Origin of the sequence: Citrobacter portucalensis (assembly GCF_023374935.1) — a bacterium.
In the GTDB taxonomy this organism is placed as follows: domain Bacteria; phylum Pseudomonadota; class Gammaproteobacteria; order Enterobacterales; family Enterobacteriaceae; genus Citrobacter; species Citrobacter portucalensis.
In genome coordinates, this window is sequence record NZ_CP092466.1 from 3,501,671 (window position 1) to 3,527,399 (window position 25,729).

General features: G+C 53.7%; 24 protein-coding genes and 1 pseudogene. 7 read left to right on the forward strand and 18 right to left on the reverse strand.

Annotation, left to right across the window (positions count from 1 at the left end; genetic code table 11):
• The first annotated feature begins 11 nt into the window (after positions 1-11).
• Genes LY264_RS17090 through LY264_RS17100 form a run of 3 tightly spaced genes read left to right on the forward strand, consistent with a single transcriptional unit; the run spans position 12 to position 2,433 of the window.
• Positions 12-1,358 carry a bile acid:sodium symporter family protein gene (locus LY264_RS17090; protein WP_020996543.1) on the forward strand — a complete coding sequence of 449 codons (1,347 nt, stop codon included), beginning with the start codon at positions 12-14 and terminating at the stop codon, positions 1,356-1,358.
• 5 nt (positions 1,359-1,363) lie between these two features.
• Positions 1,364-1,783, forward strand: a complete 420-nt coding sequence (locus LY264_RS17095; protein ID WP_032942726.1) for a GlcG/HbpS family heme-binding protein — start codon at positions 1,364-1,366, stop codon at positions 1,781-1,783.
• Complete coding sequence (locus LY264_RS17100) at positions 1,780-2,433, forward strand: aspartate/glutamate racemase family protein (protein WP_048214664.1); 654 nt, start codon at positions 1,780-1,782, stop codon at positions 2,431-2,433. The genes LY264_RS17095 and LY264_RS17100 overlap by 4 nt, the downstream gene beginning before the upstream one ends.
• 97 nt (positions 2,434-2,530) lie before the next feature.
• Here LY264_RS17100 and sucD read toward each other — a convergent pair whose 3' ends face one another.
• The 8 genes from sucD to sdhC form a co-directional block, all read right to left on the reverse strand.
• Complete coding sequence (gene sucD / locus LY264_RS17105) at positions 2,531-3,400, reverse strand: succinate--CoA ligase subunit alpha (RefSeq protein WP_003022929.1); 870 nt, start codon at positions 3,398-3,400, stop codon at positions 2,531-2,533.
• Positions 3,400-4,566 (reverse strand): ADP-forming succinate--CoA ligase subunit beta, encoded by a 1,167-nt coding sequence (gene sucC / locus LY264_RS17110; protein ID WP_003022927.1) that lies wholly within the window; start codon positions 4,564-4,566, stop codon positions 3,400-3,402. Before sucC ends, sucD begins: the two co-directional genes overlap by 1 nt.
• A 90-nt stretch (positions 4,567-4,656) precedes the next feature.
• Positions 4,657-5,880: a 2-oxoglutarate dehydrogenase complex dihydrolipoyllysine-residue succinyltransferase gene (gene odhB, locus LY264_RS17115; RefSeq protein WP_003022925.1), complete on the reverse strand. Its 1,224-nt coding sequence runs from the start codon at positions 5,878-5,880 to the stop codon at positions 4,657-4,659.
• A gap of 14 nt (positions 5,881-5,894) precedes the next feature.
• The gene (gene sucA / locus LY264_RS17120) at positions 5,895-8,696 is read right to left on the reverse strand and encodes a 2-oxoglutarate dehydrogenase E1 component (protein ID WP_003831411.1); all 2,802 of its coding nucleotides are present in this window, start codon (positions 8,694-8,696) and stop codon (positions 5,895-5,897) included.
• 264 nt (positions 8,697-8,960) lie between these two features.
• Positions 8,961-9,677: a succinate dehydrogenase iron-sulfur subunit SdhB gene (sdhB, locus tag LY264_RS17125; RefSeq protein WP_003022921.1), complete on the reverse strand. Its 717-nt coding sequence runs from the start codon at positions 9,675-9,677 to the stop codon at positions 8,961-8,963.
• A 15-nt stretch (positions 9,678-9,692) separates the two neighbouring features.
• Entirely contained in the window at positions 9,693-11,459 is a 1,767-nt protein-coding gene (gene sdhA / locus LY264_RS17130) for a succinate dehydrogenase flavoprotein subunit (RefSeq protein ID WP_003831409.1), read from the reverse strand.
• Positions 11,459-11,806, reverse strand: a complete 348-nt coding sequence (sdhD, locus tag LY264_RS17135; protein WP_003831408.1) for a succinate dehydrogenase membrane anchor subunit — start codon at positions 11,804-11,806, stop codon at positions 11,459-11,461. Before sdhD ends, sdhA begins: the two co-directional genes overlap by 1 nt.
• Positions 11,800-12,204 (reverse strand): succinate dehydrogenase cytochrome b556 subunit, encoded by a 405-nt coding sequence (gene sdhC, locus LY264_RS17140; RefSeq protein WP_003831406.1) that lies wholly within the window; start codon positions 12,202-12,204, stop codon positions 11,800-11,802. Before sdhC ends, sdhD begins: the two co-directional genes overlap by 7 nt.
• A gap of 383 nt (positions 12,205-12,587) precedes the next feature.
• Here sdhC and LY264_RS17145 point away from each other — a divergent pair.
• From LY264_RS17145 to LY264_RS17155, 3 genes and pseudogenes are all read left to right on the forward strand, one after another.
• Positions 12,588-12,698: pseudogene (locus LY264_RS17145) on the forward strand (hypothetical protein).
• Between the two features lie 203 nt (positions 12,699-12,901).
• Entirely contained in the window at positions 12,902-14,185 is a 1,284-nt protein-coding gene (locus LY264_RS17150) for a citrate synthase (protein WP_008784136.1), read from the forward strand.
• A gap of 175 nt (positions 14,186-14,360) precedes the next feature.
• Positions 14,361-15,407 (forward strand): AbrB family transcriptional regulator, encoded by a 1,047-nt coding sequence (locus tag LY264_RS17155; protein WP_048226078.1) that lies wholly within the window; start codon positions 14,361-14,363, stop codon positions 15,405-15,407.
• Here LY264_RS17155 and nei read toward each other — a convergent pair.
• Genes nei through ybgI form a run of 8 tightly spaced genes read right to left on the reverse strand, consistent with a single transcriptional unit; the run spans position 15,404 to position 21,699 of the window.
• Positions 15,404-16,195 (reverse strand): endonuclease VIII, encoded by a 792-nt coding sequence (gene nei, locus LY264_RS17160; RefSeq protein WP_048214670.1) that lies wholly within the window; start codon positions 16,193-16,195, stop codon positions 15,404-15,406. The genes LY264_RS17155 and nei overlap by 4 nt on opposite strands.
• 14 nt (positions 16,196-16,209) lie before the next feature.
• Complete coding sequence (gene pcp, locus LY264_RS17165) at positions 16,210-16,854, reverse strand: pyroglutamyl-peptidase I (protein WP_003831398.1); 645 nt, start codon at positions 16,852-16,854, stop codon at positions 16,210-16,212.
• Between the two features lie 9 nt (positions 16,855-16,863).
• Complete coding sequence (locus LY264_RS17170) at positions 16,864-17,859, reverse strand: DUF979 domain-containing protein (protein ID WP_008784131.1); 996 nt, start codon at positions 17,857-17,859, stop codon at positions 16,864-16,866.
• Positions 17,856-18,578 carry a DUF969 domain-containing protein gene (locus LY264_RS17175; RefSeq protein ID WP_003831395.1) on the reverse strand — a complete coding sequence of 241 codons (723 nt, stop codon included), beginning with the start codon at positions 18,576-18,578 and terminating at the stop codon, positions 17,856-17,858. Before LY264_RS17175 ends, LY264_RS17170 begins: the two co-directional genes overlap by 4 nt.
• 55 nt (positions 18,579-18,633) lie before the next feature.
• Complete coding sequence (gene pxpA, locus LY264_RS17180) at positions 18,634-19,368, reverse strand: 5-oxoprolinase subunit PxpA (protein WP_008784130.1); 735 nt, start codon at positions 19,366-19,368, stop codon at positions 18,634-18,636.
• Positions 19,358-20,290 (reverse strand): 5-oxoprolinase subunit PxpC, encoded by a 933-nt coding sequence (gene pxpC, locus LY264_RS17185; RefSeq protein ID WP_048214672.1) that lies wholly within the window; start codon positions 20,288-20,290, stop codon positions 19,358-19,360. The genes pxpA and pxpC overlap by 11 nt, the downstream gene beginning before the upstream one ends.
• Positions 20,284-20,940, reverse strand: coding sequence for a 5-oxoprolinase subunit PxpB (gene pxpB / locus LY264_RS17190; protein ID WP_003831391.1), 657 nt, complete (start codon positions 20,938-20,940; stop codon positions 20,284-20,286). The genes pxpC and pxpB overlap by 7 nt, the downstream gene beginning before the upstream one ends.
• A 15-nt stretch (positions 20,941-20,955) precedes the next feature.
• Entirely contained in the window at positions 20,956-21,699 is a 744-nt protein-coding gene (gene ybgI, locus LY264_RS17195; protein WP_003831390.1) for a radiation resistance protein YbgI, read from the reverse strand.
• Between the two features lie 289 nt (positions 21,700-21,988).
• Here ybgI and LY264_RS17200 point away from each other — a divergent pair, with 289 nt between their 5' ends.
• Positions 21,989-23,470, forward strand: a complete 1,482-nt coding sequence (locus tag LY264_RS17200) for an MFS transporter (protein ID WP_048226080.1) — start codon at positions 21,989-21,991, stop codon at positions 23,468-23,470.
• A 253-nt stretch (positions 23,471-23,723) separates the two neighbouring features.
• Here LY264_RS17200 and phrB read toward each other — a convergent pair whose 3' ends face one another.
• Together phrB and LY264_RS17210 are read right to left on the reverse strand one after the other, a co-directional pair.
• Positions 23,724-25,142 carry a deoxyribodipyrimidine photo-lyase gene (gene phrB / locus LY264_RS17205; protein ID WP_048226082.1) on the reverse strand — a complete coding sequence of 473 codons (1,419 nt, stop codon included), beginning with the start codon at positions 25,140-25,142 and terminating at the stop codon, positions 23,724-23,726.
• Positions 25,143-25,160: 18 nt separating this feature from the next.
• The gene (locus tag LY264_RS17210) at positions 25,161-25,715 is read right to left on the reverse strand and encodes a DUF1722 domain-containing protein (protein WP_100247216.1); all 555 of its coding nucleotides are present in this window, start codon (positions 25,713-25,715) and stop codon (positions 25,161-25,163) included.
• Between the last annotated feature and the right edge of the window lie 14 nt (positions 25,716-25,729).

The following is a 25,729-nucleotide window of genomic DNA, read 5'->3' on the forward strand; positions in this document are numbered from 1 at the left end:
GACATTTCAACATGACTATGACCACTGTTATTCACAAAACCGGACTCGGCGTCAGCGTTGCGGGCGTGGTGCTGGCGATTATCGGCGCGCTCATCCAGTCCACGGCGCTGTGGCAGCCGGGGCTGGTGATGTTCACCGTCGGATTCGCCGCCGGTGCAGGCTACTGGCCTGGTTTACGCAGCTATCAGTTTACGCTGTGGATCATCGCTGGTTTTGTTGCCGCCATGACCTGGTCTACGGATCTGATCGTCTGGGGCGGTTTCAATATCACTCATAAATGGATCGTGTTCCTTGTGATTCAGGCCACCATGTTCAGCATGGGCACCAAGCTAACGATCCAGGATTTTATTGATGTCGCCAAAATGCCGTGGGCAGTTTTTATCGGTACCTTCTGCCATTTCGTGATCATGCCCCTGCTCGGCCTGAGCATTACCCTGATCTTTGATTTTCCGCCTGAAGTGGCGGTGGGCATTTTGTTGATTGGCGCTTGCCCCAGCGGTCTCTCGTCGACGGTGATGGTTTACATCGCCAACGCCAACCTCGCGCTGGCGGTGTCAATCGCCGCAGTCTCAACGCTGGCGGCAACGGTAATGACGCCACTGTGGGTTAATCTGCTGGCGGGTTCGATGATCGATATCCAGCTCACCGCGATGGTGATGGACGTGGTGAAAATCGTATTAATTCCCATCGGAGCAGCAATTCTGCATGACTATCTGAAAACCTATGCAGGCGTGCGCGGACGCCGTGTTGTCCAGATGCTGGCCGGGATCGGCGCAATTTGGCTGCTGTATATGATTGCCGGCGGCTGGGACGCGCTGTTTGGTCATGCCAGCGCCGAAGCGCAGATGTACGCGGTGGTCCTCAACTTCGTAGCAGGCGGCCTCGTTTGGGCATTGTTCTACAACTGGCTGTATGGCCGCGTGGCGGGCGTGAAGAAGGTCATGCCAACCATCTCAATGATGGGGATCATTTTCTTTACCACCACCGCCGCCGCCGCCGGGCGCGACAACCTGGTGCAGGTCGGTTTCCTGCTCTGCTTCGCCATGTTGATGCATAACCTCGGCGGCTTCCTGATTGGTTATCTGATGAGCCGCTGGATCTTCCGCATGGACGTGCAGTCTGCCCGTACCGTGGCCTTTGAAGTCGGCCTGCAAAACGGCGGTATGGCGTCAGGGCTTGCCGCCGCGATGGGCAAACTGGCAACGGTTGGACTCGCATCAGCGGTGATGACACCGCTGGGTAACGTTAGCGGCTCGCTGCTCGCTAACTACTGGCGCAAAAAAGACGCCAGACAGGCGCAAGTAGCAGCAGCCAAAGATCCCGTTCAACCTGCTTGCGAAAATCTGTCGAAAGGATAATCACGATGACAACTCTCACTCTGGGACACGCCCTGCGCGCCGTAACCTATGCGCTCGAACTCGCCGAAACACGTTATGCAAATCGCCCGTTAAGCGTGGCCGTATGCGATGCCAATGGAGAACTGCTCAGCTTTGCGCGGATGGATAACGCCAAACTGTTAACCATCGAGTTAACCCAGCGTAAAGCGCGCACCAGCAGCCGCCTGGGCTGCACCACGCAGGCATTTTTACAGCGTCTGCAAAAAGAGCAGCTGGATATTAGCTATTTTGCCGATCCGCGTTTTACGGCGCTGCCGGGCGGGATCCCGATTCTGCACCAGGGGAAATGCCTTGGAGCCGTCGCGGTGGGCGGTTTATCCGCGCAGGAAGATCATGATGCGGCGCTGTCCGTCGCGGAAACGTTACTTAAGGAGATTGCCCAATGAAAAAGGTCGCCATGCTGCATACCAGTGCAGCCACGCTTGCGATAATGCAACAGCTGATCGCCGACATCATGCCGGAGGTCGAAGTGATGCACCTGGTTGAAGAATCTATGATTAAACAGGTGATGAAAGCCGGAGGCGTATCGCCAAATATTGCCGCCCGCATCGCCGACTATGTGCATATTGCTGAAAAGGCGGACTGCGATATCTTTATTACCGCCTGCTCTTCAATTGGTACTGCGGTGGAGCAATGCCAGTTTATGACCCCACTCCAGCTCGCGCGCATTGACTGCGCGATGGTGGAAGAGGCGATTGAAAAAGGCGAACGGATCGCCGTGTTAGCAACCGTGGCAACCACGCTGAAGCCAACGCTGGATTACGTCCAGCGTAAAGTTCAGCAAAGCGGTAAATCACGAACCATTACGCCTGTATTAATGGAGGATGCATTCCACGCGCTGCTGGCGGGAGATATGGATACCCATGACCGTATCGTCAGTGAAGGGTTACAGAGCGCCTTTACCCAGGCGGATGTCGTGATGCTGGCGCAGGCTTCGATGGCGCGCGTTTTACAACAGCTCCCTTCCCCGCCGGTGCCGGTAATGACCTCACCGGAAAGTGGAATTCGCTGGTTGAAAACGCTGGCTGAACGCTAAATTCTCGGCAAAAAAAAGGCCATCATCAGATGGCCAACCATGTCGAAACGGGACCAGCCCTTGACTATGCAGAGAGTCAGGGCTGTTTTTTTATTTCTTACTTAATAACGGTTTTCAGCGCTTCGCCGATATCGGCCAGGCTACGAACAGTTTTCACGCCTGCGGCTTCCAGCGCAGCGAATTTCTCATCCGCTGTACCTTTACCACCCGCGATGATCGCACCCGCGTGACCCATACGCTTACCTTTCGGCGCAGTCACACCCGCGATGTAACCCACAACCGGCTTGGTCACATGATCTTTAATATAAGCAGCAGCTTCTTCTTCCGCGCTACCGCCGATCTCACCGATCATGACGATCGCTTCAGTCTGCGGATCTTCCTGGAACAGCTTCAGGATGTCGATGAAGTTAGAGCCTGGGATCGGGTCGCCGCCGATACCCACACAGGTAGACTGGCCGAAACCGTAGTCGGTGGTCTGCTTAACCGCTTCATAGGTCAGGGTACCTGAACGGGAAACGATACCCACTTTACCCGGCTTGTGAATGTGGCCCGGCATGATACCGATTTTACATTCACCCGGAGTGATAACGCCTGGGCAGTTCGGGCCGATCATGCGTACGCCAGCTTCATCCAGCTTCACTTTCACGGTCAGCATATCCAGTGTTGGGATACCTTCGGTGATGGTGATGATAAGCTTGATGCCTGCATCGATTGCTTCCAGAATGGAATCTTTGCAGAACGGCGCCGGAACGTAGATAACGGTGGCAGTTGCGCCGGTCGCTTCTACCGCTTCACGTACGGTGTTGAACACTGGCAGACCCAGATGCGTGGTGCCGCCTTTGCCCGGCGTAACGCCACCGACCATTTGCGTACCGTAAGCGATCGCTTGTTCGGAGTGGAATGTCCCCTGGCTACCGGTGAAGCCCTGGCAGATAACCTTGGTATCTTTATTAATTAAAACTGACATTATTTCCCCTCCACTGCGGCAACAACCTGCTGAGCTGCATCCGTCAGACTTTTCGCTGCAATAATATTCAGGCCGCTATCAGCCAGTTTTTTCGCGCCGAGTTCAGCGTTGTTACCTTCCAGACGTACCACGACCGGAACGTTTACACCTACTTCTGCTACCGCGCCGATGATACCGTCAGCGATCAGATCGCAACGTACGATACCGCCGAAGATGTTAACCAGTACGGCTTTAACATTGTCATCAGAGAGGATAATTTTGAACGCTTCGGTTACACGCTCTTTGGTCGCACCGCCGCCAACGTCGAGGAAGTTAGCCGGTTCGCCGCCGTGCAGCTTAACGATGTCCATGGTGCCCATTGCCAGGCCCGCACCGTTAACCATACAACCGATGTTACCGTCCAGTGCGACGTAGTTCAGTTCCCACTGTGCAGCCTGCGCTTCACGCGGATCTTCCTGAGACTGGTCGCGCATTTCGCGCAGATCAGCCTGGCGGAACAGTGCGTTGCCGTCAGCGCCCAGTTTACCGTCGAGGCAGATCAGGTCACCCTGCTTGGTCACCACCAGCGGGTTGATTTCGATCAGCGCCAGATCGCGCTCCAGGAAGATAGTCGCCAGACCCATGAAGATCTTGGTGAACTGCTGAACCTGTTTACCTTCCAGACCCAGTTTGAACGCCAGCTCACGACCCTGGTAAGGCATCGGGCCTGCCAGCGGATCGAGCGCCACTTTGTGGATCAGGTGCGGGGTTTCTTCCGCTACTTTTTCGATTTCCACGCCGCCTTCGGTAGAGGCCATGAAGACCACGCGACGGGAGCTACGGTCAACAACTGCGCCGAGGTAAAGTTCTTTACCAATGTCGGTCGCGGCTTCAACCAGAATCTGATTTACCGGTTGGCCATGAGCGTCTGTCTGGTAAGTGACCAGACGTTTACCCAGCCAGTGTTCAGCAAAAGCGCGAATGTCTTCTTTGCTGTTTACCACCTTCACACCGCCCGCTTTACCACGGCCACCAGCGTGAACCTGACATTTCACTACCCACGGGCCAGCGCCGATTTTAGATGCAGCTTCTTCGGCTTCACGCGGAGTAGTACAGGCATAACCCACCGGTGCCGGTAAGCCATAGCGGGCAAAAAGTTGTTTTGCCTGATATTCATGTAAGTTCATGTGTTCTGTCCATCCTTCAGGTAATCGTTATCTTTTACCCGTAGGTCTGATAAGCGTCCAGACCTACGGGGCAGGTGATACTCTTATTAACTACACGTCCAGCAGCAGACGCGTTGGATCTTCCAGCAACTCTTTAATGGTTACCAGGAAGCCTACTGACTCACGACCATCGATCAGACGGTGGTCATAAGACAGCGCCAGATACATCATCGGCAGGATTTCAACCTTGCCGTCTACCGCCATCGGACGATCTTTGATGGCATGCATACCCAGGATGGCGCTCTGCGGTGGGTTGATGATCGGCGTGGACATCAGGGAACCGAACACACCACCGTTAGTGATGGTGAAGTTACCACCCGTCAGATCTTCGACCGTCAACTTGCCGTCGCGACCTTTAACTGCCAGTTCTTTAATATTCTTCTCAATGTCAGCCATACCCAGCAGATCCACATCACGCAGGACCGGCGTGACCAGGCCACGCGGCGTGGAGACCGCCATGCTGACATCAAAGTAGTTGTGGTAAACCACGTCATCGCCGTCGATGGACGCGTTCACTTCCGGATAGCGTTTCAGCGCTTCAACAACCGCTTTCACGTAGAAAGACATAAAGCCCAGACGGATACCGTGGCGTTTCTCGAACGCATCACCGTATTGCTTACGCAGGTCCATGATTGGCTTCATGTTGACTTCGTTGAACGTGGTCAGCATGGCGGTGGAATTTTTCGCTTCCAGCAGACGCTCGGCTACGCGTTTGCGCAGACGGGTCATCGGAACACGTTTTTCGCCACGCGCGCCCAGTTGAGCCTGCGGTGCAGGTGCTGCAGCCGGCGCTTTTGCTTCGGCTTTCGCAGCCGGAGCTTTCGCCAGATGTTTTTCAACATCTTCACGGGTGATACGACCGCCGACACCGGTGCCGTTGATAGCGCTGGCTTCGAGGTTATGCTCACCCAGCAGGCGACGGATCGCCGGGCTCAGGGCATCGTTGTTCTGCTCAGCAAGAGACGCCTGCTGGCGCTGTGCCGGAGTAGAATCTTTCTCTTCAGACTTAGCACTGGTTTCTTTACCGGTGCTGTTGCCTTCACGCAGGCGACCGAGGATCTGGCGAGAAGTGACGGTTGTCCCTTCATCTTCCAGAACCGCATCAAGAATACCGTCCGCTGATGCCGGTACTTCCAGTACCACTTTGTCAGTTTCGATTTCTACCAGTACTTCATCACGACGTACTGCATCGCCCGGTTTTTTGTGCCAGGTTGCAACCGTTGCATCCGCTACGGATTCAGGCAGGTCGGGAACAAGAATATCTACGCTACTCATTATTTATCCTTTATTTAATCGACGTTCAGCGCGTCATTTACCAGATCTTGTTGCTGCTTCTGGTGAACGGACATATACCCTACTGCCGGAGAGGCAGAGGCCGGGCGACCTGCATAACGCAGAGCTGACCCAAATGGAATTACTTCACGGAAATGATGCTGGCTGCAGTACCATGCGCCCTGGTTGAGCGGCTCTTCCTGGCACCAGACAAAATCATGTACATGAGCAAATGGTTTCAGCGCTTCCTGCACCGCTTTATGCGGGAACGGATAGAGCTGTTCGATGCGCACAATGGCGACATCTTTTTGGTCGTTCTTGCGGCGTTGCTCCAGCAGGTCGTAATAAACCTTACCAGAACACATCACTACACGCTTCACGCCTTTAGGATCAAGTTCATCTACTTCGCCAATGGCTGGCAGGAAAGTACCATTTGCCAGTTCGTCCAGCGTAGACACCGCCAGCGGATGACGCAGCAGCGACTTCGGTGACATCACCACCAGCGGACGACGCATACCGCGCAGCGCCTGACGACGCAGCATGTGGTAAACCTGCGCCGGGGTAGACGGGACGCAAACCTGCATGTTTTGCTCAGCACAAAGTTGCAGATAACGTTCCAGACGCGCGGAGGAGTGCTCTGGACCCTGACCTTCATAGCCGTGCGGCAGCAGCATAACCAGACCGCACATACGGCCCCATTTCTGCTCGCCGGAAGAGATGAACTGGTCGATAACGACCTGTGCACCGTTAGCGAAGTCACCGAACTGTGCTTCCCAGATGGTCAGCGTGCGCGGTTCTGCTGTGGCATAACCGTACTCGAACGCCAGCACGGCTTCTTCAGACAGCACGGAGTCCCATACGCGGAAGGTGCCCTGTCCGTTATGCACATGCTGCAGCGGCGTGTAGGTTGAACCGTTCGCCTGGTTATGAATCACCGCGTGACGGTGGAAGAAGGTTCCGCGACCGGAGTCTTCACCCGACAGACGGACCGGAATGCCTTCGTCAACCAGCGTGGCGTAAGCCAGATTCTCTGCACCACCCCAGTCAAACAGCTTCTCGCCTGCGGCCATGGCCTGACGGTCGCCGTAAATCTTGGCAACACGCGACTGCATTTCAACCGCTTCAGGTACAGTGCTGATGCGTTTTGCCAGCTCCTGCAGACGCTTCATCTCAACTTTGTTCGGGTAGTTTTCATCCCACTCGTGGTTGAGGTACGGCGACCAGGTGAAGGAGTGCATGTTCATTGGACGCCACTCTTTCACTACGCATTCGCCAGCATCCAGCGCGTCACGGTACAGATTGACCATCTCGGTCGCATCTTCCAGCGTGGCGACCTTGTCCGCTTCCAGCTTATCAGCGTAGATTTTGCGCGGGGTCGGATGCTTTTTGATTTTCTGATACATCAGCGGCTGGGTTGCGCTCGGCTCGTCGGCTTCGTTGTGGCCGTGACGGCGGTAGCACACCAGATCGATGAAGACATCGCGTTTAAAGGTATTACGGAAATCCAGCGCCAGACGCGTCACGAAAGCGACCGCTTCCGGGTCATCCGCGTTCACGTGGAAAATCGGCGCCTGAACCATCTTACCGATGTCGGTACAGTACGGTGTAGAACGCGCATCCAGCGGGTTAGACGTAGTGAAGCCCACCTGGTTGTTGATAACGATGCGAACGGTACCGCCCACTTCGTAACCACGCGCTTTCGACATGTTCAGGGTTTCCTGAACCACGCCCTGCCCGGTAACTGCCGCATCACCGTGAATGGTGATTGGCAGGACTTTATTGCTGCTCGGCTCGTCCAGACGATCCAAACGTGCACGTACGGAACCGATAACCACCGGGCTAACGATTTCCAGGTGCGACGGGTTAAACGCCAGCGCCAGGTGTACCAGGCCGCCTTCGGTTTCGATATCAGACGAGAAGCCCATGTGGTACTTCACGTCACCGGTGCCGAGGTGTTCTTTATGTTTGCCCGCAAATTCGTCGAACAGTTCCTGCGGGCGTTTGCCCAGTACGTTAACCAGAACGTTCAGACGACCACGGTGCGCCATGCCCAGTACCACTTCACGGGTACCGCTGTTACCGGCGTGGCGGATCATCTCTTTGAGCATTGGGATTAACGCATCACCGCCTTCCAGCGAGAAGCGTTTTGCACCCGGGAATTTCGCGCCCAGGTAGCGTTCCAGACCTTCTGCTGCAGTCAGTTCGCTAAGGAAGCGTTTTTTCTCTTCGCTACTGAATGCGGCACGGCCAGACTCGATACGCTGTTGAAGCCAGCGTTTTTCTTCGGTGCTGGTGATGTGCATATACTCGGCGCCAATTGGGCCGCAGTAGGTTTGTTTCAGCGCAACAACCAGGTCACTCAGCTTCATCGTGTCTTTGCCGCCGGCAAAAGAACCTACGTTAAAGCTTTCCTGGAAATCCGCATCGGTCAGATCGTGGAAAGACGGGTCCAGATCGGCCACATTTTCTTGCTGCCACAGTCCCAGCGGATCAAGATTCGCATGCTGATGACCGCGGAAACGGTAGGCGTTAATGAGCTGCAGGACTTTAACCTGCTTCACATTGGCATCAGGGTCGGAAATAGAAGAAGAGTAACGTGGGGTAATCAACGCCTGTCGACGGAAATAATCACGTGTTTTTGAGTGAAGTTGATCCGGTTTGACTCCGGTACCAGGTAACTGCTGGAACGTCGAACGCCAGTTAGCATCTACCGAGTCAGGGTCGGTTAAGAAGTCTTCATAGAGCTGTTCTATCCAGCTCTGGTTAGAACCAGAGAGGTAAGAAGAGTCCAACCAGGCTTTCAAAGCGCTGTTCTGCATCGTGATCCCTTAAGCATTTGTATGCTTACTTCGCCGTGGATACTACCACGCACACCGATGTGCGTGCCGGGGTTCACTTGTTGCGGACTGTCGTGTCATCTGCGTCCGCTAAGGAACCTTTAAAAACTGTCTAATAATGTGGCAGTTTTTAGAGGTTTCCTGCACTTATATTGCCTGATGGCGCTTCGCTAATCAGGCCTACGGGATTGTACCTGTAGGCCGGATAAGACGTTTACGTCGCCATCCGGCAACCACTACAACAACTTACGCACTACGCTTGAGCAGCATCGACTTAATATGGCCGATAGCACGTGTCGGGTTCAGCCCCTTAGGACATACGCTGACGCAGTTCATGATGCTGTGACAGCGGAATACGCTGAAAGCGTCACTTAAACCTTCCAGGCGGCTGTCGGTCTCGGTATCGCGGCTGTCGATCAGGAAGCGATACGCGGCCAGCAGACCAGCCGGACCGATGAACTTGTCCGGGTTCCACCAGAATGATGGGCAGGACGTTGAGCAGCATGCACACAAAATACATTCATACAGCCCATCGAGCTTCTCACGCTGCTCTGGCATTTGTAAATGCTCACGAGCTGGCGGATTTTTCCCATTATTCAACAAGTAAGGCTTAATCTTCTCATACTGTGCGTAGAATTGCCCCATGTCTACCACCAAATCGCGCACAACCGGTAAACCCGGCAGCGGGCGAATGACAATTTTTTTGCCCGGCTGATTCAGTGCGGAAATAGGAGTGATACAGGCCAGTCCATTTTTGCCGTTCATGTTCAGACCGTCGGAGCCACAAACCCCTTCACGGCAGGAGCGACGAAACGACAGCGACGGATCTTTTTCTTTCAGCTGCATCAAGGCATCCAGCAGCATCATGTCACGCCCTTCTTCCGCCTCCAGGGTGTAATCCTGCATGCGCGGAGCGTCGTCAACATCCGGGTTATAGCGATAAACTGAAAACTCGAGTTTCATTGTCCTGTCTCCGCATTAATAAGTACGAATCTTCGGCGGGAATGCCGGGCGCAGCTTCGGTTCCATATTGACTTGACGTCGCGTCATGGATTCCGACTCTGGCAGGTACAGGGAATGGCACAGCCAGTTTTCATCATCACGTTCCGGGAAGTCGAAGCGGCTATGCGCACCACGGCTTTCGGTACGGAAGTTTGCAGATACTGCAGTGGCGTACGCGGTCTCCATCAGGTTATCCAACTCCAGACACTCAACGCGCTGGGTGTTGAACTCGCTGGAGGTATCGTCCAGACGGGCATTTTTCAGGCGTTCGCGGATCGCTTTCAGCTCTTCCAGACCTTTCGCCATCGCATCGCCTTCGCGGAATACCGAGAAGTTATGCTGCATACATTCTTGCAGCGCTTTGCGAATCGCCACCGGGTCTTCACCGTTACGGTTACCGTTCCAGCGGTTCAGACGCGCCAGAGAAGCGTCGATTTCATCTTCGGTCGCATCCAGCAGGTCACCCTGCTCGGCGATTGATTCCTGCAGATGCAGACCAACCGCACGACCAAATACGACCAGGTCCAGCAGCGAGTTGCCGCCCAGACGGTTGGCGCCGTGAACCGATACGCAGGCGATTTCGCCGACGGCAAACAGCCCAGGGATCACCACATCTTCGCCCTGCTCATTCACGGTCAGCGCCTGACCGGTTACTTTGGTCGGAATACCGCCCATCATATAGTGGCAGGTTGGGATAACCGGAATCGGCTCTTTGACCGGGTCAACGTGAGCAAAGGTACGGGACAGTTCGAGAATACCCGGCAGACGGGATTCCAGTACTTCTTTACCCAGGTGGTCGAGTTTCAGTTTGGCGTGCGGACCCCACGGGCCGTCGCAGCCGCGACCTTCGCGAATTTCGATCATGATGGAACGCGCCACCACGTCACGACCCGCCAGGTCTTTCGCATTCGGGGCATAACGCTCCATGAAGCGCTCGCCATGTTTGTTCAGCAGGTAGCCACCTTCACCACGGCAGCCTTCTGTTACCAGAACGCCTGCACCGGCGATACCCGTTGGGTGGAACTGCCACATCTCCATATCCTGCACCGGCACGCCAGCGCGGATAGCCATACCAACACCGTCACCGGTATTGATGTGGGCATTAGTAGTGGACTGATAAATACGGCCAGCACCACCGGTCGCCAGCACGGTCGCACGGGCTTTGAAGTAAACCACTTCACCGGTTTCGATACACAGCGCGGTACAACCGACAACGGCGCCATCGGCGTTTTTCACCAGGTCCAGCGCATACCACTCGGAGAAGATGGTGGTATGGTTTTTCAGGTTCTGCTGATACAGCGTGTGCAATAGTGCATGACCGGTACGGTCGGCCGCTGCCGCAGTACGTGCCGCCTGCTCGCCGCCGAAGTTCTTCGACTGGCCGCCAAACGGACGTTGATAAATTGTGCCATTGTCGAGGCGAGAGAACGGCAGCCCCATGTGGTCCAGCTCCAGAATCGCTTCCGGACCGGTTTTACACATATATTCAATAGCGTCCTGGTCACCAATGTAGTCCGACCCTTTAACGGTGTCGTACATGTGCCATTCCCAGTTATCTTCATGGGTATTACCGAGCGCAACGGTGATGCCACCCTGCGCGGATACGGTATGGGAACGGGTTGGGAACACTTTGGAGAGCAGCGCACAGGTCTGACCGCTCTGGGAAATTTGCAGCGCCGCGCGCATACCTGCGCCGCCGGCACCAATCACAACAGCATCAAATTCTCTGACTGGCAGTTTCATTACACACCCCACACCACAACAAATCCATAAATGACGTAAACCACCAGCGCAACAACGATAGCCAGTTGCAGAATCAGGCGCACAGCCAGAGGTTTAACGTAGTCGGTCAACACCTGCCACATGCCGATCCAGGCATGAATCAAGATGGAGAAAAGTGCCAGCAGGGTGAAGACTTTGGTGAATGCCGATGAGAAGAAACCGGTCCAGACTTCATACGTCAGCTCGCCGCTGGTGGCGAAGAAACCGACCATATAGATGATGTATAACGTCAGAACGATAGCGGTAGCACGGACCAGAATGAAGTCATGTACGCCGTTGCGTCCTAATGCGGAGGCGTTGCTTACCATACGAGGACTCCTGCGAGAAGTGAAAGCACGACAATGATAACGAAACAAATTTTGGCGGAGCGTGTCCCTGCTTCGAGGGTTTCTTCGATATAGCCAAAATCCATCAACAGATGGCGAATGCCCATTACGGCGTGATATGCCAGCGCAATCAGGATCCCCCACAGAATTAACTCCACAAAGAAGTTATTCATAATGGATGACGCGGTGAGGAAACCTTCAGGGGAGGAAAGGCTGGTACCCAATAACCACAACAGAATCCCGACCGCCACAAAGGTGATCACTCCGGATACGCGATGGAGAATGGACGCTATCGCCGTGATTGGGAACCGGATCGTTTGCAGATCCAGATTGACAGGTCTTTGTTTTTTCACATTTCTTATCATGAATAACGCCCACATGCTGTTCTTATTATTCCCTTTAGACTTCGGGTACAGAAGATGAAGACACCTGTAGCCTGAAAGACGACGGGATTTCCTTCCTCCGGTCTGCGTGCGGGTCAGACAGCGTCCTTACTATAACTACGCGTCATATAAAACACTGCTTCCAGATGCTAAAACGACACGTTACAACGCTGGTTGGCTCGGGATTGCAGGGTATTCCGGAGACCTGGCGGCAGTATAGGACGTTCACAAAATCATTACAATTAACCTACATATAGTTTGTCGGGTTTTATCCCGAACAGTGACATAGGTCACGATAACAACATTATTTTAATTTTTAATCATCTGATTTGACAATCATTAAACAAAGTTGTTACAAACGACACCAGAAAAAGCATATAATGCGTAAAAGTTATGGGGTCACTCTTTCACCGGAGATTTAGTTATGTAACAGTGTGGAAGTATTGACCAATACCTTCAGGACAGTTATTAGTGATAGACAGGTTAAATAATTCGGATTGCTAAGTTCTTGATTTGCAGTTTATTCGCCATGAAAAGACCGTTTTACCTGCAAGCGCCCATAGCTCTGTACCCAGGTCATCCCCTCTTTCGCAGAGCGGCGAGCCAAATAACAAACTGGTAACGGTTTATTGATGCACGAAGGCAAATTTAAGTTCCGGCAGTCTTAAGCAATAAGGCGCTAAGGAGACCGTAAATGGCTGATACTAAAGCAAAACTCACTCTAAATGGTGACGCTGCTATTGAACTGGATGTGCTGAAAGGTACGCTCGGTCAAGATGTTATTGATATTCGTAGCCTCGGCTCAAAAGGGATGTTTACTTTTGACCCAGGTTTCACCTCTACCGCATCCTGCGAATCCAAAATTACTTTCATCGACGGTGACGAAGGTATTTTGCTGCATCGCGGCTTCCCGATTGACCAACTGGCGACCGAGTCCAACTATCTGGAAGTGTGTTATATCCTGCTGTACGGCGAAAAACCGACGCAGGAAGAGTACGACGAGTTCAAAACCACAGTCACTCGCCATACCATGATCCACGAGCAGATCACCCGTCTGTTCCACGGTTTCCGCCGCGACTCTCACCCGATGGCCGTTATGTGCGGTGTTACCGGAGCGCTGGCAGCGTTCTATCATGACTCGCTGGATGTAAACAACGCACGCCACCGTGAAATCGCCGCCTTCCGCCTGCTGTCCAAAATGCCAACCATGGCAGCGATGTGCTACAAATATTCCATCGGGCAGCCGTTCGTGTACCCACGTAACGATCTCTCCTACGCCGGTAACTTCCTGAACATGATGTTCTCTACGCCGTGCGAAAAATACGAAGTGAATCCGATTCTGGAACGCGCAATGGACCGTATCTTAATCCTGCACGCTGACCACGAACAGAACGCCTCAACCTCTACCGTACGTACCGCGGGCTCTTCTGGCGCTAACCCGTTTGCCTGCATCGCGGCTGGTATCGCTTCCCTGTGGGGACCGGCACACGGCGGCGCAAACGAAGCTGCGCTGAAAATGCTGGAAGAAATCAGCTCTGTTAAACACATTCCGGAATTTGTTCGCCGCGCGAAAGATAAGAATGATTCCTTCCGCCTGATGGGCTTTGGTCACCGTGTTTATAAAAACTATGACCCGCGCGCTACCGTCATGCGTGAAACCTGCCATGAAGTACTGAAAGAACTGGGCACCAAAGATGATCTGCTGGAAGTGGCGATGGAACTTGAGCACATTGCGCTCAACGACCCGTACTTCATCGAGAAGAAACTCTACCCGAACGTAGACTTCTACTCCGGCATCATCCTGAAAGCGATGGGTATTCCGTCCTCCATGTTCACCGTTATCTTCGCCATGGCACGTACCGTTGGCTGGATTGCACACTGGAACGAAATGCACACCGACGGCATGAAAATCGCCCGTCCTCGTCAGCTGTACACCGGCTACGACAAGCGCGATTTTAAGTCTGATATTAAGCGTTAATTGTCTGCCGGATGGCGCTAGCGCTTGTCCGGCTTAAAGTTATAAACGCTCCCAGGCCGGATAAAGCAGTGATGCCTATGTCCGGCCTGTTTTTATTTGATCCACATTATTTTATTCTTATCGTGCTTTCTCTATGATTTACTGAGATTTCTCACATTTTACTCAGGAGCATGGGATGCCTGTTTTGCAGTGGAGCCTGTTGTTTGTGCTATCGCTCCTTCTTTCCCTGCTCTTTCTGTTTATCCATCTTCCAGGCCCCTTGCTGCTCGGTTCGATGATCGTCGGCATCATCTTCAGTATGCGCGGCATCTCGCTGCACCCTCCTCGCTGCACATTTCTTGGCGCACAGGCGATTCTCGGCTGTATGATTGCCCAAAATCTGACTGGTTCAATCTTTACAACCCTTGCAGCCCACTGGCCGATGGTGATTGTTATCCTGCTGGCAACCCTTATCAGCAGCGCGATAATCGGCTGGCTGCTGGTTCGCTATAGTAATCTACCGGGGAATACCGGTGCGTGGGGCTCGTCACCAGGCGGTGCAGCGGCAATGGTCGCAATGGCCCAGGATTATGGCGCCGACATCCGGCTGGTGGCGTTTATGCAGTATCTGCGCGTACTGTTGGTGGTCGGCGCGGCGGCGCTGGTCACCCGGCTGGTGATGGGCGACCAGGCCCAAACAATCAGTGAACAAATCATCTGGTTTCCGCCGCTAAGCGGCAATCTTTTCAGCACTCTGATACTGGCCGCCGTTGCCGGCACGGCTGGACGCCTACTGCGTATTCCCTCTGGCGTTATGCTATTGCCAATGCTGGTGGGTGCCATGCTGAATGCAAGCGGAGTGATGGTGATTGAACTGCCGGAATGGCTACTGGCTATAGCCTACATGTCAATTGGCTGGCAAATCGGTCTTGGCTTTGACAAGCAGATCTTTTTGATGGCATTACGACCACTGCCACAGATCCTGTTGTCCATTTTTTCACTGATGGCGATCTGCGCAGCCATGGCCTGGGGACTGGCGCATTACATGCAGATCGACTTTCTCACTGCCTATCTGGCAACCAGTCCTGGAGGCGTGGATTCTGTTGCGGTGATCGCCGCAGGAAGCCACGCTGATATGGCGCTCATCATGGCGATGCAAACCCTGCGACTGTTCAGCATTTTGTTAACTGGCCCCGCAGTCGCGCGGTTTATTTCGGTGCACGCACCAAAACAACCCGCTTAGTGCTGACAACCCGGGCACCAGTAAAAGGGGCGCGAAGAGAGCATCGTTTTCTCGATTATTCCACCACAACGCTCACAGGTTTCGCCATCCCGATGAAAGACCTTAAAGCGAAACAACGCACCGTGATGTTTATTCTCATCGACCAGGCCGCGGGTAGTATAAGACAGCCGCGGAATATCAAGCAGCGCATGTGCCAGTTTATCCAGTTGCTCATCACTAAGCTGCGACGCTTTATGCTGCCCGGTCAACCCAACCTGCCAGAGGATCTCTACCCGCAGGTAGTTACCTAATCCCGCCAGAAATGCCTGGTCCAGTAGCAGACCAGAAAACTGGCGATTGCGAAAACGCGGAGATAACAGACGCGCTTTAACCTCATCGGGCGTTAAACGTAAATCCAGCACATCCGGCCCTACCCGTTGCAGGAACGGATGGGTGGAGAGCTGTTCTGGCGTTAGCATTTCGATATCAGACGCGCTATAGAGCAGGATAGTTTTGTCGTGTGTCTGCAGCCTGACACGCAGTACCCGCGAAGTTTGCGGAATTTTGCCGGTATCCACCACTCGCCACACGCCATAGAGCTGATTGTGACTGTACAGCGTCAGGCCATTAGAAAAATGGGTCAGTAATGCTTTCCCCCGCGTTTCAAGCTGGGTAACACGTTGCCCAATTAGTTGAGATTGATACGGTTTTAACTGCTCAAAGGCAAACCAGACATCCGTCAGGGGTTTGCCTTTGACTGCCGCCTCCAGGTTATCCGCCGCGCGGCGAATCTCCGGGCCTTCAGGCATAATACTGTCCTTTGTTAATGTGTTGCGCCGCCCGTCACTGCGATATCGCTTTCCACCTGTAAGGCGGTGGCAATCGCAATCTCCAGCGCACGGCGCACCGTTTCTGTCGCCATACTTGGCGCCCCGGGATGCTGTGCAGCCTGTTGCGGCAAATAAGGGATATGAATAAAGCCGCCCTTCACCGCCGGTACGTCGCGTAGTTTATGCAGCAGGCCATACATCACGTGGTTACACACGAAAGTACCCGCAGTCTGGGAAACCGAGGCCGGAATTCCCGCGTTGCGCATGGCGACAACCATCGCTTTAATCGGCAACGTACTAAACCATGCCGCCGGGCCATCGACCACAATCGGCACATCGACCGGCTGTTGCCCCTGATTATCCGCAATACGCGCATCGTCAACGTTAATCGCCACGCGTTCCACGGTGATATCCGTACGACCACCCGCCTGCCCCACCGCCAGCACCAGTGATGGCGACAACGCGTCAATCGCGGCGTTGAGTACAGCGAGAGACTCGCCAAAGACACACGGTAGTTGGCGGGCAATAACACGGCATCCGCCGATAATAGCATTGTCGAGGCTCGAGACCACTTCCCAGGAAGGGTTAACTGACTCGCCGCCAAAGGGTTCAAATCCCGTGATGAGTACTGTTTTCATCCTTCCTCCTTACAGGAACATCAGGAAATACATCAGGAACACGTTGACCAGTAGCAGCAGTACGCCGGTTGGCACCTGCGCTTTAATCACCGCATTTTTGTCCGGTAGTTCCAGCAACGCTGCAGGAACAATATTAAAGTTCGCCGCCATCGGCGTCATCAGCGTCCCACAATAGCCGGAGAACATACCTATCGCCGCCATTACCGCTGGGTTGCCGCCGTGTTGCAGTACGAGGATCGGAATGCCAATCCCAGCGGTCACGATCGGGAAAGCAGCAAACGCATTACCCATAACCATGGTCAACAATGCCATGCCGATGGTGTACACCGCCACCGCGATAAAGCGACTATCCACCGCCAGATATTCCTGCGTCAGGTATGAAATGCCGCTACCGACACCCGCCGCTGTAAACAGCAGCCCAAGCGTAGCCAGAATCTGCGGCAAAATGAACGCCCAGCCAATGGAGTCCAGCAGACGGCGTGCCTCCTGAATCGGTTGATGCACCCGCTCATGGGTCATTTTTATCGCCATCGCCAGACCAATCAACGAACCCGCTGTCATTGAAAAGAGCGTCACCAGAGTGGCGTGATTACCCGGCCCGAACAGCGCATCCTGTAAGCCCGGAATATGGTTGAACATCAGTACGCCAATGACCGTTACCACCGGGATCGCCAACGCTGGGAAAAATAGGCGGTTGCCCAGGCGGCTGGCGCTTTCTTCGCGCTGTTGCTGCGTGCGTTGATGGTAGCTTCCCAGCTTCACACCGCCAAAACCCGCGATCAGGGCCAGCACGACCACCGCAACGCCGACGGCAATATGCACTGCGCGTTTATCGCCAAACAGCGAGTATGTCCAGTCACCAAGCAGAAACAGTACGCCATATATGCCCCAAAACAGGCCTGTGGTGAAACGGCGCGGGTTTGCTTTGTCCTGCCAGGACATCAGCGCCACAATCAGTAATACCGCACCTGCCAGCCAATAGAGATAGCTTTGTTGAAAATTCATTTCGCTTCCCCTTTCGCTGCGGCATTTGCTTTCGCCACCTCACGTTGCAAATAGCTATCCAGACGCCACAAACGCGTGCCGTGGATCAGGAAAGCACAAATTGCCGTTGGGATCCCCCACAAGGCGATATGCAGCGGTTCGGTCTGGATCCCACCAGACTCCAGCATAAAGTTGTGCATGAATATGATCGCGCCGAAGGCAACAAAGATATCTTCACCGAAAAACAGCCCGACGTTATCGGTCGCCGCTGACATTGCGCGCAGGCGATAGCGAACCGCGCCGGGTATCTCTCCGTGATTTTTCTCGGCGGCCCCTTCCGCCATTGGCGCCAGCAGCGGGCGCACCATCTGCGGATGCCCCCCCAGACTGGTCAACCCTAACGCAGCGGTCGCTTCGCGAATGAACAGATAGACAATAAGCAGACGGCCACTGGTGGCACTGCGGATTTTCGCAATCCACGCCTGAGCACGCTCTTTGAGTCCGTGACGTTCCAGCAGGCCAATAACCGCCAGCGGGATCAGCAGGATAAACGGCAGGTTGCGGGTGTTAAGAAAACCTTCACCCAGCTTCTCGAGGATGGTGGCGATCGGCATATGCGCCGCCAGTCCCGTGACGATCCCGGCAATAATAACCACCAATACCGGATTAAAACGTAAAAGAAATCCGACCACGATGACGGCGATCCCCGTCAATGGCCAGAGAGAAATTACCTCTCCCATAATTCATTCCCGTATATGTTGTTGTGTAATATATTGTTGTTTTGTATGGTAAATCTTATGCACCAATTTCAATATTGCATGCATTAAAGGCGCTACGCAAGCGACGGGCAAAAGCGAGTGCGTGCTCGCCATCCCCATGAATGCATACCGTCTGGGCGGTCACGCTTGCCCATGTTCCACTTTGGCTTTTTACTCTGCCGGATTGCACCATTTCTAACGTTTGCGCCAGCGCCTGCTCTTCATCCTCAATCAGTGCACCCGGCTGGTTACGTGGCACCAGACTGCCATCGGCCTGATAACCCCGATCGGCAAAAACCTCCTGACGCGTTATCAAGCCATAGTGTTCTCCAGCGCGAATCAGTTCGCTTCCCGCCAGCCCGACCAGAACCAGCGACGGATCGCAGGCATGAACCGCTTTCGCAATCGCATCAGCCAATTGAGGATCTTTCGCCGCCTGGTTATAGAGCATGCCATGCGGTTTGACATGGCGCATCACGCCGCCTTCTGCCCGCGTGATGGCAGCCAGCGCGCCAATTTGATACAGCGTCTGTGCATACACCGTTTGTGCAGGCAGGGTCATGGCGCTACGACCAAAATTTTCCCGATCCGGAAAGCTGGGGTGCGCACCTACCGCCACACCATTTTTTAACGCATCACGCACGCTTGAGAGCATAGTTTGCGCATCGCCGGCGTGAAACCCACAGGCGATGTTGGCCGATGACACCAATTGCAGCAACGCTGCATCGTTCGCACATCCCTCACCGAGGTCTGCATTGAGATCAATTTTCATTGTTAAGTCGCCATGCTAACTGTTCCAGATAACGCTGCTGGTCGTACCGCGCCTTCAGCGCTTCCTCCAGCGAACACTGCACAAAATGAATCGGCTGACCGAGCGGGATCTGCGCCAGATGATACATATCTGCCTCGATAATACAGGCGATGCGCGGATAGCCACCCGTCGTCTGAGCATCGTTCATCAGCACGATTGGCTGACCATTATGCGGAACCTGCACCACGCCGGGGAGCAAACCATGCGACAGCAGCTCGCGATCGGTCGTGCGCGTCAGCGGCTGCCCCTGAAGACGATACCCCATACGGTTACTTTGTGGGCTAAGCTGCCACGGCGAGCGCCAGAAAGAGGCCTGCGATACCTCATCAAACTCCTGATATTCAGGGCCGGGCAGTGCACGAATGAGATTACCCCACATCAGTTGTTTTACACCTTGTGGCCCGCTGAATTGCCGGGTCGATACGCCAATCGCCAGTCGATCGCCATCACGCAGCAGACGCCCTTCAAACCCACCAATGCCCACTTTCAGATCTGTACTACGCGAACCCATCACTTCGGGAACATCAATACCGCCCGCTACAGCCAGATAACTGCGCATACCATGAAGAGGTCGTTTTAGCGTCAGGCGCTGCCCGGCTTTTACTGGTAACCGCCATCCGCTCCATACGGGAGTTCGATCCAGATGCGCTTCGCATCCGGCACCGGTCAGGGCAAACCAGCCATCGGCTTCAAACTCCACCACCAGTTGCCCCAGCGTGATTTCCAGCGCTGCGGCATTCGCATCATTACCCACCAGCAGGTTAGCCACGTTCAGCGCCGGTTTATCCAGCGCGCCACAGTGACTAATTCCGGATTGACGAAAACTATGGCGTCCCCCGTCCTGTACTGAGGTGTACATGCCAGCGCGGATGATGTTTAACATATCCCCTCCTTCTGCGGGACAAAACGCACGGTATCGCCAGCCCGTAACAGAATCGGCTCCTCCCGTTTTGGATCAAATAACGAAACGGAGGTACGCCCAATCAATTGCCATCCACCGGGTGTGGCAAGCGGGTAGATCCCCGTTTGAGATCCACCGATACCGACAGAACCTGCCGGAACAAGCAAACGCGGTTCCGCACGTCTGGGGGTATGCAGCTGTTCAGGTAAGCTCCCGAGATAGGGAAATCCCGGCTGAAAACCGATAAACCACACCACATAGTCAACTGACGCATGAAGTTCGACGACCTGCTTGTCGCTTAATCCACTGTGTCGGGCGACCTCTGCCAGATCAGGGCCAAACTCACCACCATAGGTCACAGGTATTTCAATAAAACGTGAATCCGGCTCCAGTGCTTCGCTCTCTTCCCACCAGCGCTGCAGGCGTTCAATCGCATCCAGCGCCAGCGTTTGCGGGTCGCGTAGAGTAACCGTGATATTGTTCATTCCCGGAATAGCTTCAAGCACATTCGGGGCGTCAACTAAACGCTGAGCCAGACGCCAGATGCGTTTCTGAGTCGCCAGCGTGATGGGGGGCTCCAGTTCGAGAACCACCGCCGTTTCACCTAACAGATAACAACGCGCTCGCTGCACTTTCATCCCTCTTTATTACGCTGGATTAGGTATATCGATAAAGGTTACGTCCAGATCGGTATTTTCATTCAGCCATTCGCTTAATGCGCGAATGCCGCCGCGTTCGGTCGCATGGTGACCGGCAGCATAAAAATGCAGCCCCTGCTCGCGGGCTGAGTGAATGGTTTGCTCAGAGACTTCACCGGTAATAAAGGCGTCGACACCAAATCGGGCTGCGCTATCAATAAAACTTTGACCGCCCCCGGTACACCAGGCAACGCGCTGAACTTTCTCCGGCCCGGTATCACCGCACCATAACGGTTTACGACCTAAACGCGCTTCAATCCACGATGCCAGCTCCAGCCCCGGAACAGGCATGGAGAGTTCTCCCCATGGCACCAGCGGTTCAATTTCCCCCATAACGGTGATTCCCAACAGCGCGGCCAACTGCGCGTTATTCCCCAATTCCGGATGTGCATCCAGCGGCAAGTGCCAGCCATACAGGTTGATATCATTTTCTAACAGCGTTTTCAGACGATTGCGCTTCATGCCGCGAATAACCGGAGATTCGCCTTTCCAGAAATAGCCGTGGTGAACAATAACCGCATCCGCTTGCTGGCGTACCGCCTCGTCCAGCAATGCCTGGCTTGCAGTCACACCGGTCACGATTTTATGCACCGTCTCTTTGCCCTCAACCTGCAAACCATTCGGCGCATAATCGCTAATGGCGGCGCTGTTTAGTTTGTCGTTGATCAGTTGTTCCAGTTCGGTGTTTTTCATCATCGTCCTCGTAGTCATCATTTCTGCCTGCCCAATCAGCAACACAGCTTAGGTTAAAATAGCGTCCCCGCCTGCGTTCGTCGATAGCCATTTCACTGACACATAAAGAAACAATCACACCCGCTTTGAACGTGATTTGCTTACCACTACGCGATCTAATTCATGTATATTTATGCAATCAGACAGCATATTGCAAAAATAATCAGATCTGTATCAAAGTTACAACTTTAAGGAAACACACTCGCGCAGCACGTTCAGCCAGTCGCGAGGCATTTACTTCGAGAAAATAATGAATAAACAAGCATCTCAACCACGGGCGATATACTACGTTGTCGCGCTACAAATCTGGGAATACTTCAGTTTTTACGGCATGCGTGCGCTGCTGATCCTGTATCTCACTAACCAGCTTAAGTACGACGATAATCACGCATATGAACTGTTCAGCGCCTACTGCTCGCTGGTCTATGTCACCCCTATTCTCGGGGGATACCTGGCCGATAAAGTGCTCGGCAATCGAATGGCGGTGATGATCGGCGCATTTTTAATGGCGGTAGGACATCTGGTATTGGGTGCCAGCGAAATGGCCCCGGCGTTCCTCTATTTGTCGCTGGCGATAATTGTCTGCGGCTACGGTCTGTTTAAATCAAATATCAGTTGCCTGTTGGGCGAGTTGTATCAACCTGAAGACCCGCGTCGCGACGGTGGATTCTCTCTGCTTTACGCTGCTGGTAACATCGGTTCGATTATTGCCCCTATTGCCTGTGGCTACGTGCAGGAAGAATACAGCTGGGCGATGGGCTTTGCGCTGGCTGCCATCGGCATGCTGGCAGGGCTGGTGATATTCTTATGTGGTAATCGCCATTTCGCCCACACCACCGGCGTCAACAAGGCCGTTCTGTGTGCTAAAACCTTTATTCTGCCAAACTGGGCCTGGCTGTTAGTTTTGTTGGTTGCCGCACCGCTGCTGATTACCGTGCTGTTCTGGAAAGAGTGGTCCGTTTACGCACTGATTGTTGCCACCATTATTGGTCTGGCGGTTCTGACAAAGATTTACCGCCAGGCACAGACGCAGAAACAGCGCAAAGAACTGGGGCTTATCGTCACCCTGACCTTCTTCAGCCTGTTGTTCTGGGCCTTTGCTCAACAGGGCGGCAGCTCGATTAGCCTGTATATCGACCGCTTCGTTAACCGCGATATCATGGGATATTCCGTCCCTACAGCGATGTTCCAGTCGGTTAACGCTTTTGCCGTGATGCTGTGCGGTATCGTGCTGGCATGGGTAGTCAAAGAGAGCGTGAGTGGCAATCGTACCGTACGTATCTGGGGTAAATTTGCCCTTGGCCTCGGCTTAATGAGCGCTGGGTTCTGTATTCTAACCTTGAGCGCTCGCTGGTCCGCAGCTTACGGCCACTCTTCCATGCCGCTGATGGTACTTGGGTTGGCGGTCATGGGCTTTGCCGAACTGTTTATCGATCCGGTGGCAATGTCACAAATTACACGTATTGAGATCCCTGGTGTTACCGGCGTATTAACCGGCATTTATATGCTGCTTTCCGGAGCCATCGCCAATTACCTGGCAGGTGTTATCGCCGATCAGACCTCACAAGGCTCGTTTGATGCTGCCGGCGCTATCAACTACTCCATCAATGCCTATATTGATGTCTTTAGTGAAATTACCTGGGGCGCGCTGGCCTGTGTGGTGCTGGTGCTGCTGATTTGGCTGTACCAGTCGCTTAAGTTCAGAAACCGTCCGCTGGCGGTAGAATCCTGAGTGTAGGGCCCGATGATGTAATCTGATTCGGGCTTTTTTTCAGGAATTACGCATGGCTGGCAGTCAACTCCTCTTCAGAAAGACCTGTAACCAGAAAGCTGTTTCTGGTTGAAGATGACGGCACTTTACTGCTGGCGGAAAACACCTTCATCAAGGCATTAGCAGCCTTGCGTACACGCTTCAGCGCTAAATGCCCCACCACTGCAACATATTCATTCTACTGGAAGGTCTTACGCAGAAATCCGCTGCGCGCTTATCCCTTACGCGCCGCCTCATATGCCGCCAGCGTCGCCAGCCTTGCCTGTTTATGATCGACAATCTGACGAGGATAGTTAAGCGTCACCTGCGCTTTTTCAGCCCATGACCACGGTTCATGAATAGCTTTCCCCGGCACGTCACGCAGTTCCGGCAGCCACTGGCGGATAAACTCACCGCCACGATCAAATTTTTCGCCCTGAGTCGTGGGGTTAAAGATACGGAAATACGGTGCGGCGTCGGTTCCGGTTGAGGCTGCCCACTGCCAGCCGCCGTTATTGGCCGCCAGGTCGCCATCGATCAGTTGCGACATGAAATATTGTTCGCCTTTACGCCAGTCGATCAGCAGGTCTTTCACTAAAAAACTGGCGGTAATCATGCGTAAACGATTATGCATCCAGCCCGTGGCGTTGAGCTGACGCATGGCCGCATCCACAATGGGGTAGCCTGTATTCCCTGTTTTCCAGGCCTGGAAATGCGTCGGATTATTCTGCCATTGCACGCGTTCGGTCCAGCGAATAAAAGGTTGATACCGACATAGCGCCGGATGGTAAGTCATCAAGTGGCGATAAAACTCGCGCCAAATAAGCTCATTCAACCAAACGCTGCCTGCCCCATCCTCAAGCGCCTGCGGCTGCTCCACGAGCAGTCGATTCAGGCACTGGCGCGGTGATAGTCCACCTGTCGCCAGGCTCGCGGATAATCGACTGGTCCCGTCAATCGCCGGAAAGTCACGCAGTTGTTCATATTCTCCGGCGGCCTGCTGGCAAAAATGGCGTAACTGCGCGATGGCCAATTTTTCTTCTGCCGGAAATTGCTGCGTATCAAAATCCTGCTGCGGGTAGCTCAGCGCGATGGATGTTAATGGAGAGTCAAGAGCACCGCTTTCTCTCACCTTCGGCGCACTGACACATTCCGGGATCCCGTCTTTTATCCGCTTCAGCCAGGCATTTTTAAACGGCGTAAAGACTTTATACATCTCGTGATTACCGGTCATGACCGCCCCCGGAGGCAGGATCACGCTGTCGTCAAACCCTTCGCACACCACCTGAGGTAATGACTTTTCGACGGCAGCATCACGCTGGCGTTCGTTTATTTCATATTGATAGTTATAAAATATTCGACTGACGCCATGCTGTACGCAGACGTTTTTGACGGTTTCCACACTGGTCGCAAAATCAGCAACTTCATGAAACAGAAGCGGGATGCCCTTTTCTGCCAGCGCCGTTTGCAACGCGTTCAGCTGCGCATTAACCAATGCCGCCTGACGTGGGGCCATATCATGCGCCTTCCACTGTTCAGGCGTGGAGATATAGAGCGCGAGTACATGTGCAGAACGATTCCGACAAGCCGCCGCCAGCGCGAGATTGTCATGCAGACGTAAATCACGCCGAAACCAGACCAGATGCGTGGTCATAAAACTCCCTGATAAAAATTAATCATTGCCCTGTAAACGCCAAATCGCAGGCCAGAGTTCAAAATAACGTTGCCCGGACAACCAGGTGTTCGGGTGCTCAGCCATATAGTGTTTGAGGAGCATTAAGGGTGCAAGTAGCGGCTGCGCCTCGCGTCGATAGTTATCGATTATCGAGGTCAATTCCTGACGTTGACGCAGATCGAGCTGATTACGGAAATAGCCCTGTACGTGCATCAATACATTGGTATGGTTACGCCGGGTAGCAGGATTTAATAACAGATGGATCAATCGTAGGCGATACTCGGTAAAAAAAGCATCGAGATCTTGCCATTCATGGATTGCGGCAACGAAGGGGCCAAGCTCCCGATACTCTGGCTGGGAATGCGCCAGTAGTACCAGTTTGTAGCGGGTATGATAGTCAATTAATGCGCCCCGCGTTAATTTTCGCTGACGCAGGCGGTGCAATTCATGCAAAGCGTAAACACGTATTAATGTATTTTCGTCGAACTGAGGTGCCTCACTCGCTTCTGTGGTCAGACAGGTGCGGATACCAACAGGAATTCTCGTGCTCATCGCCACTCCTTATC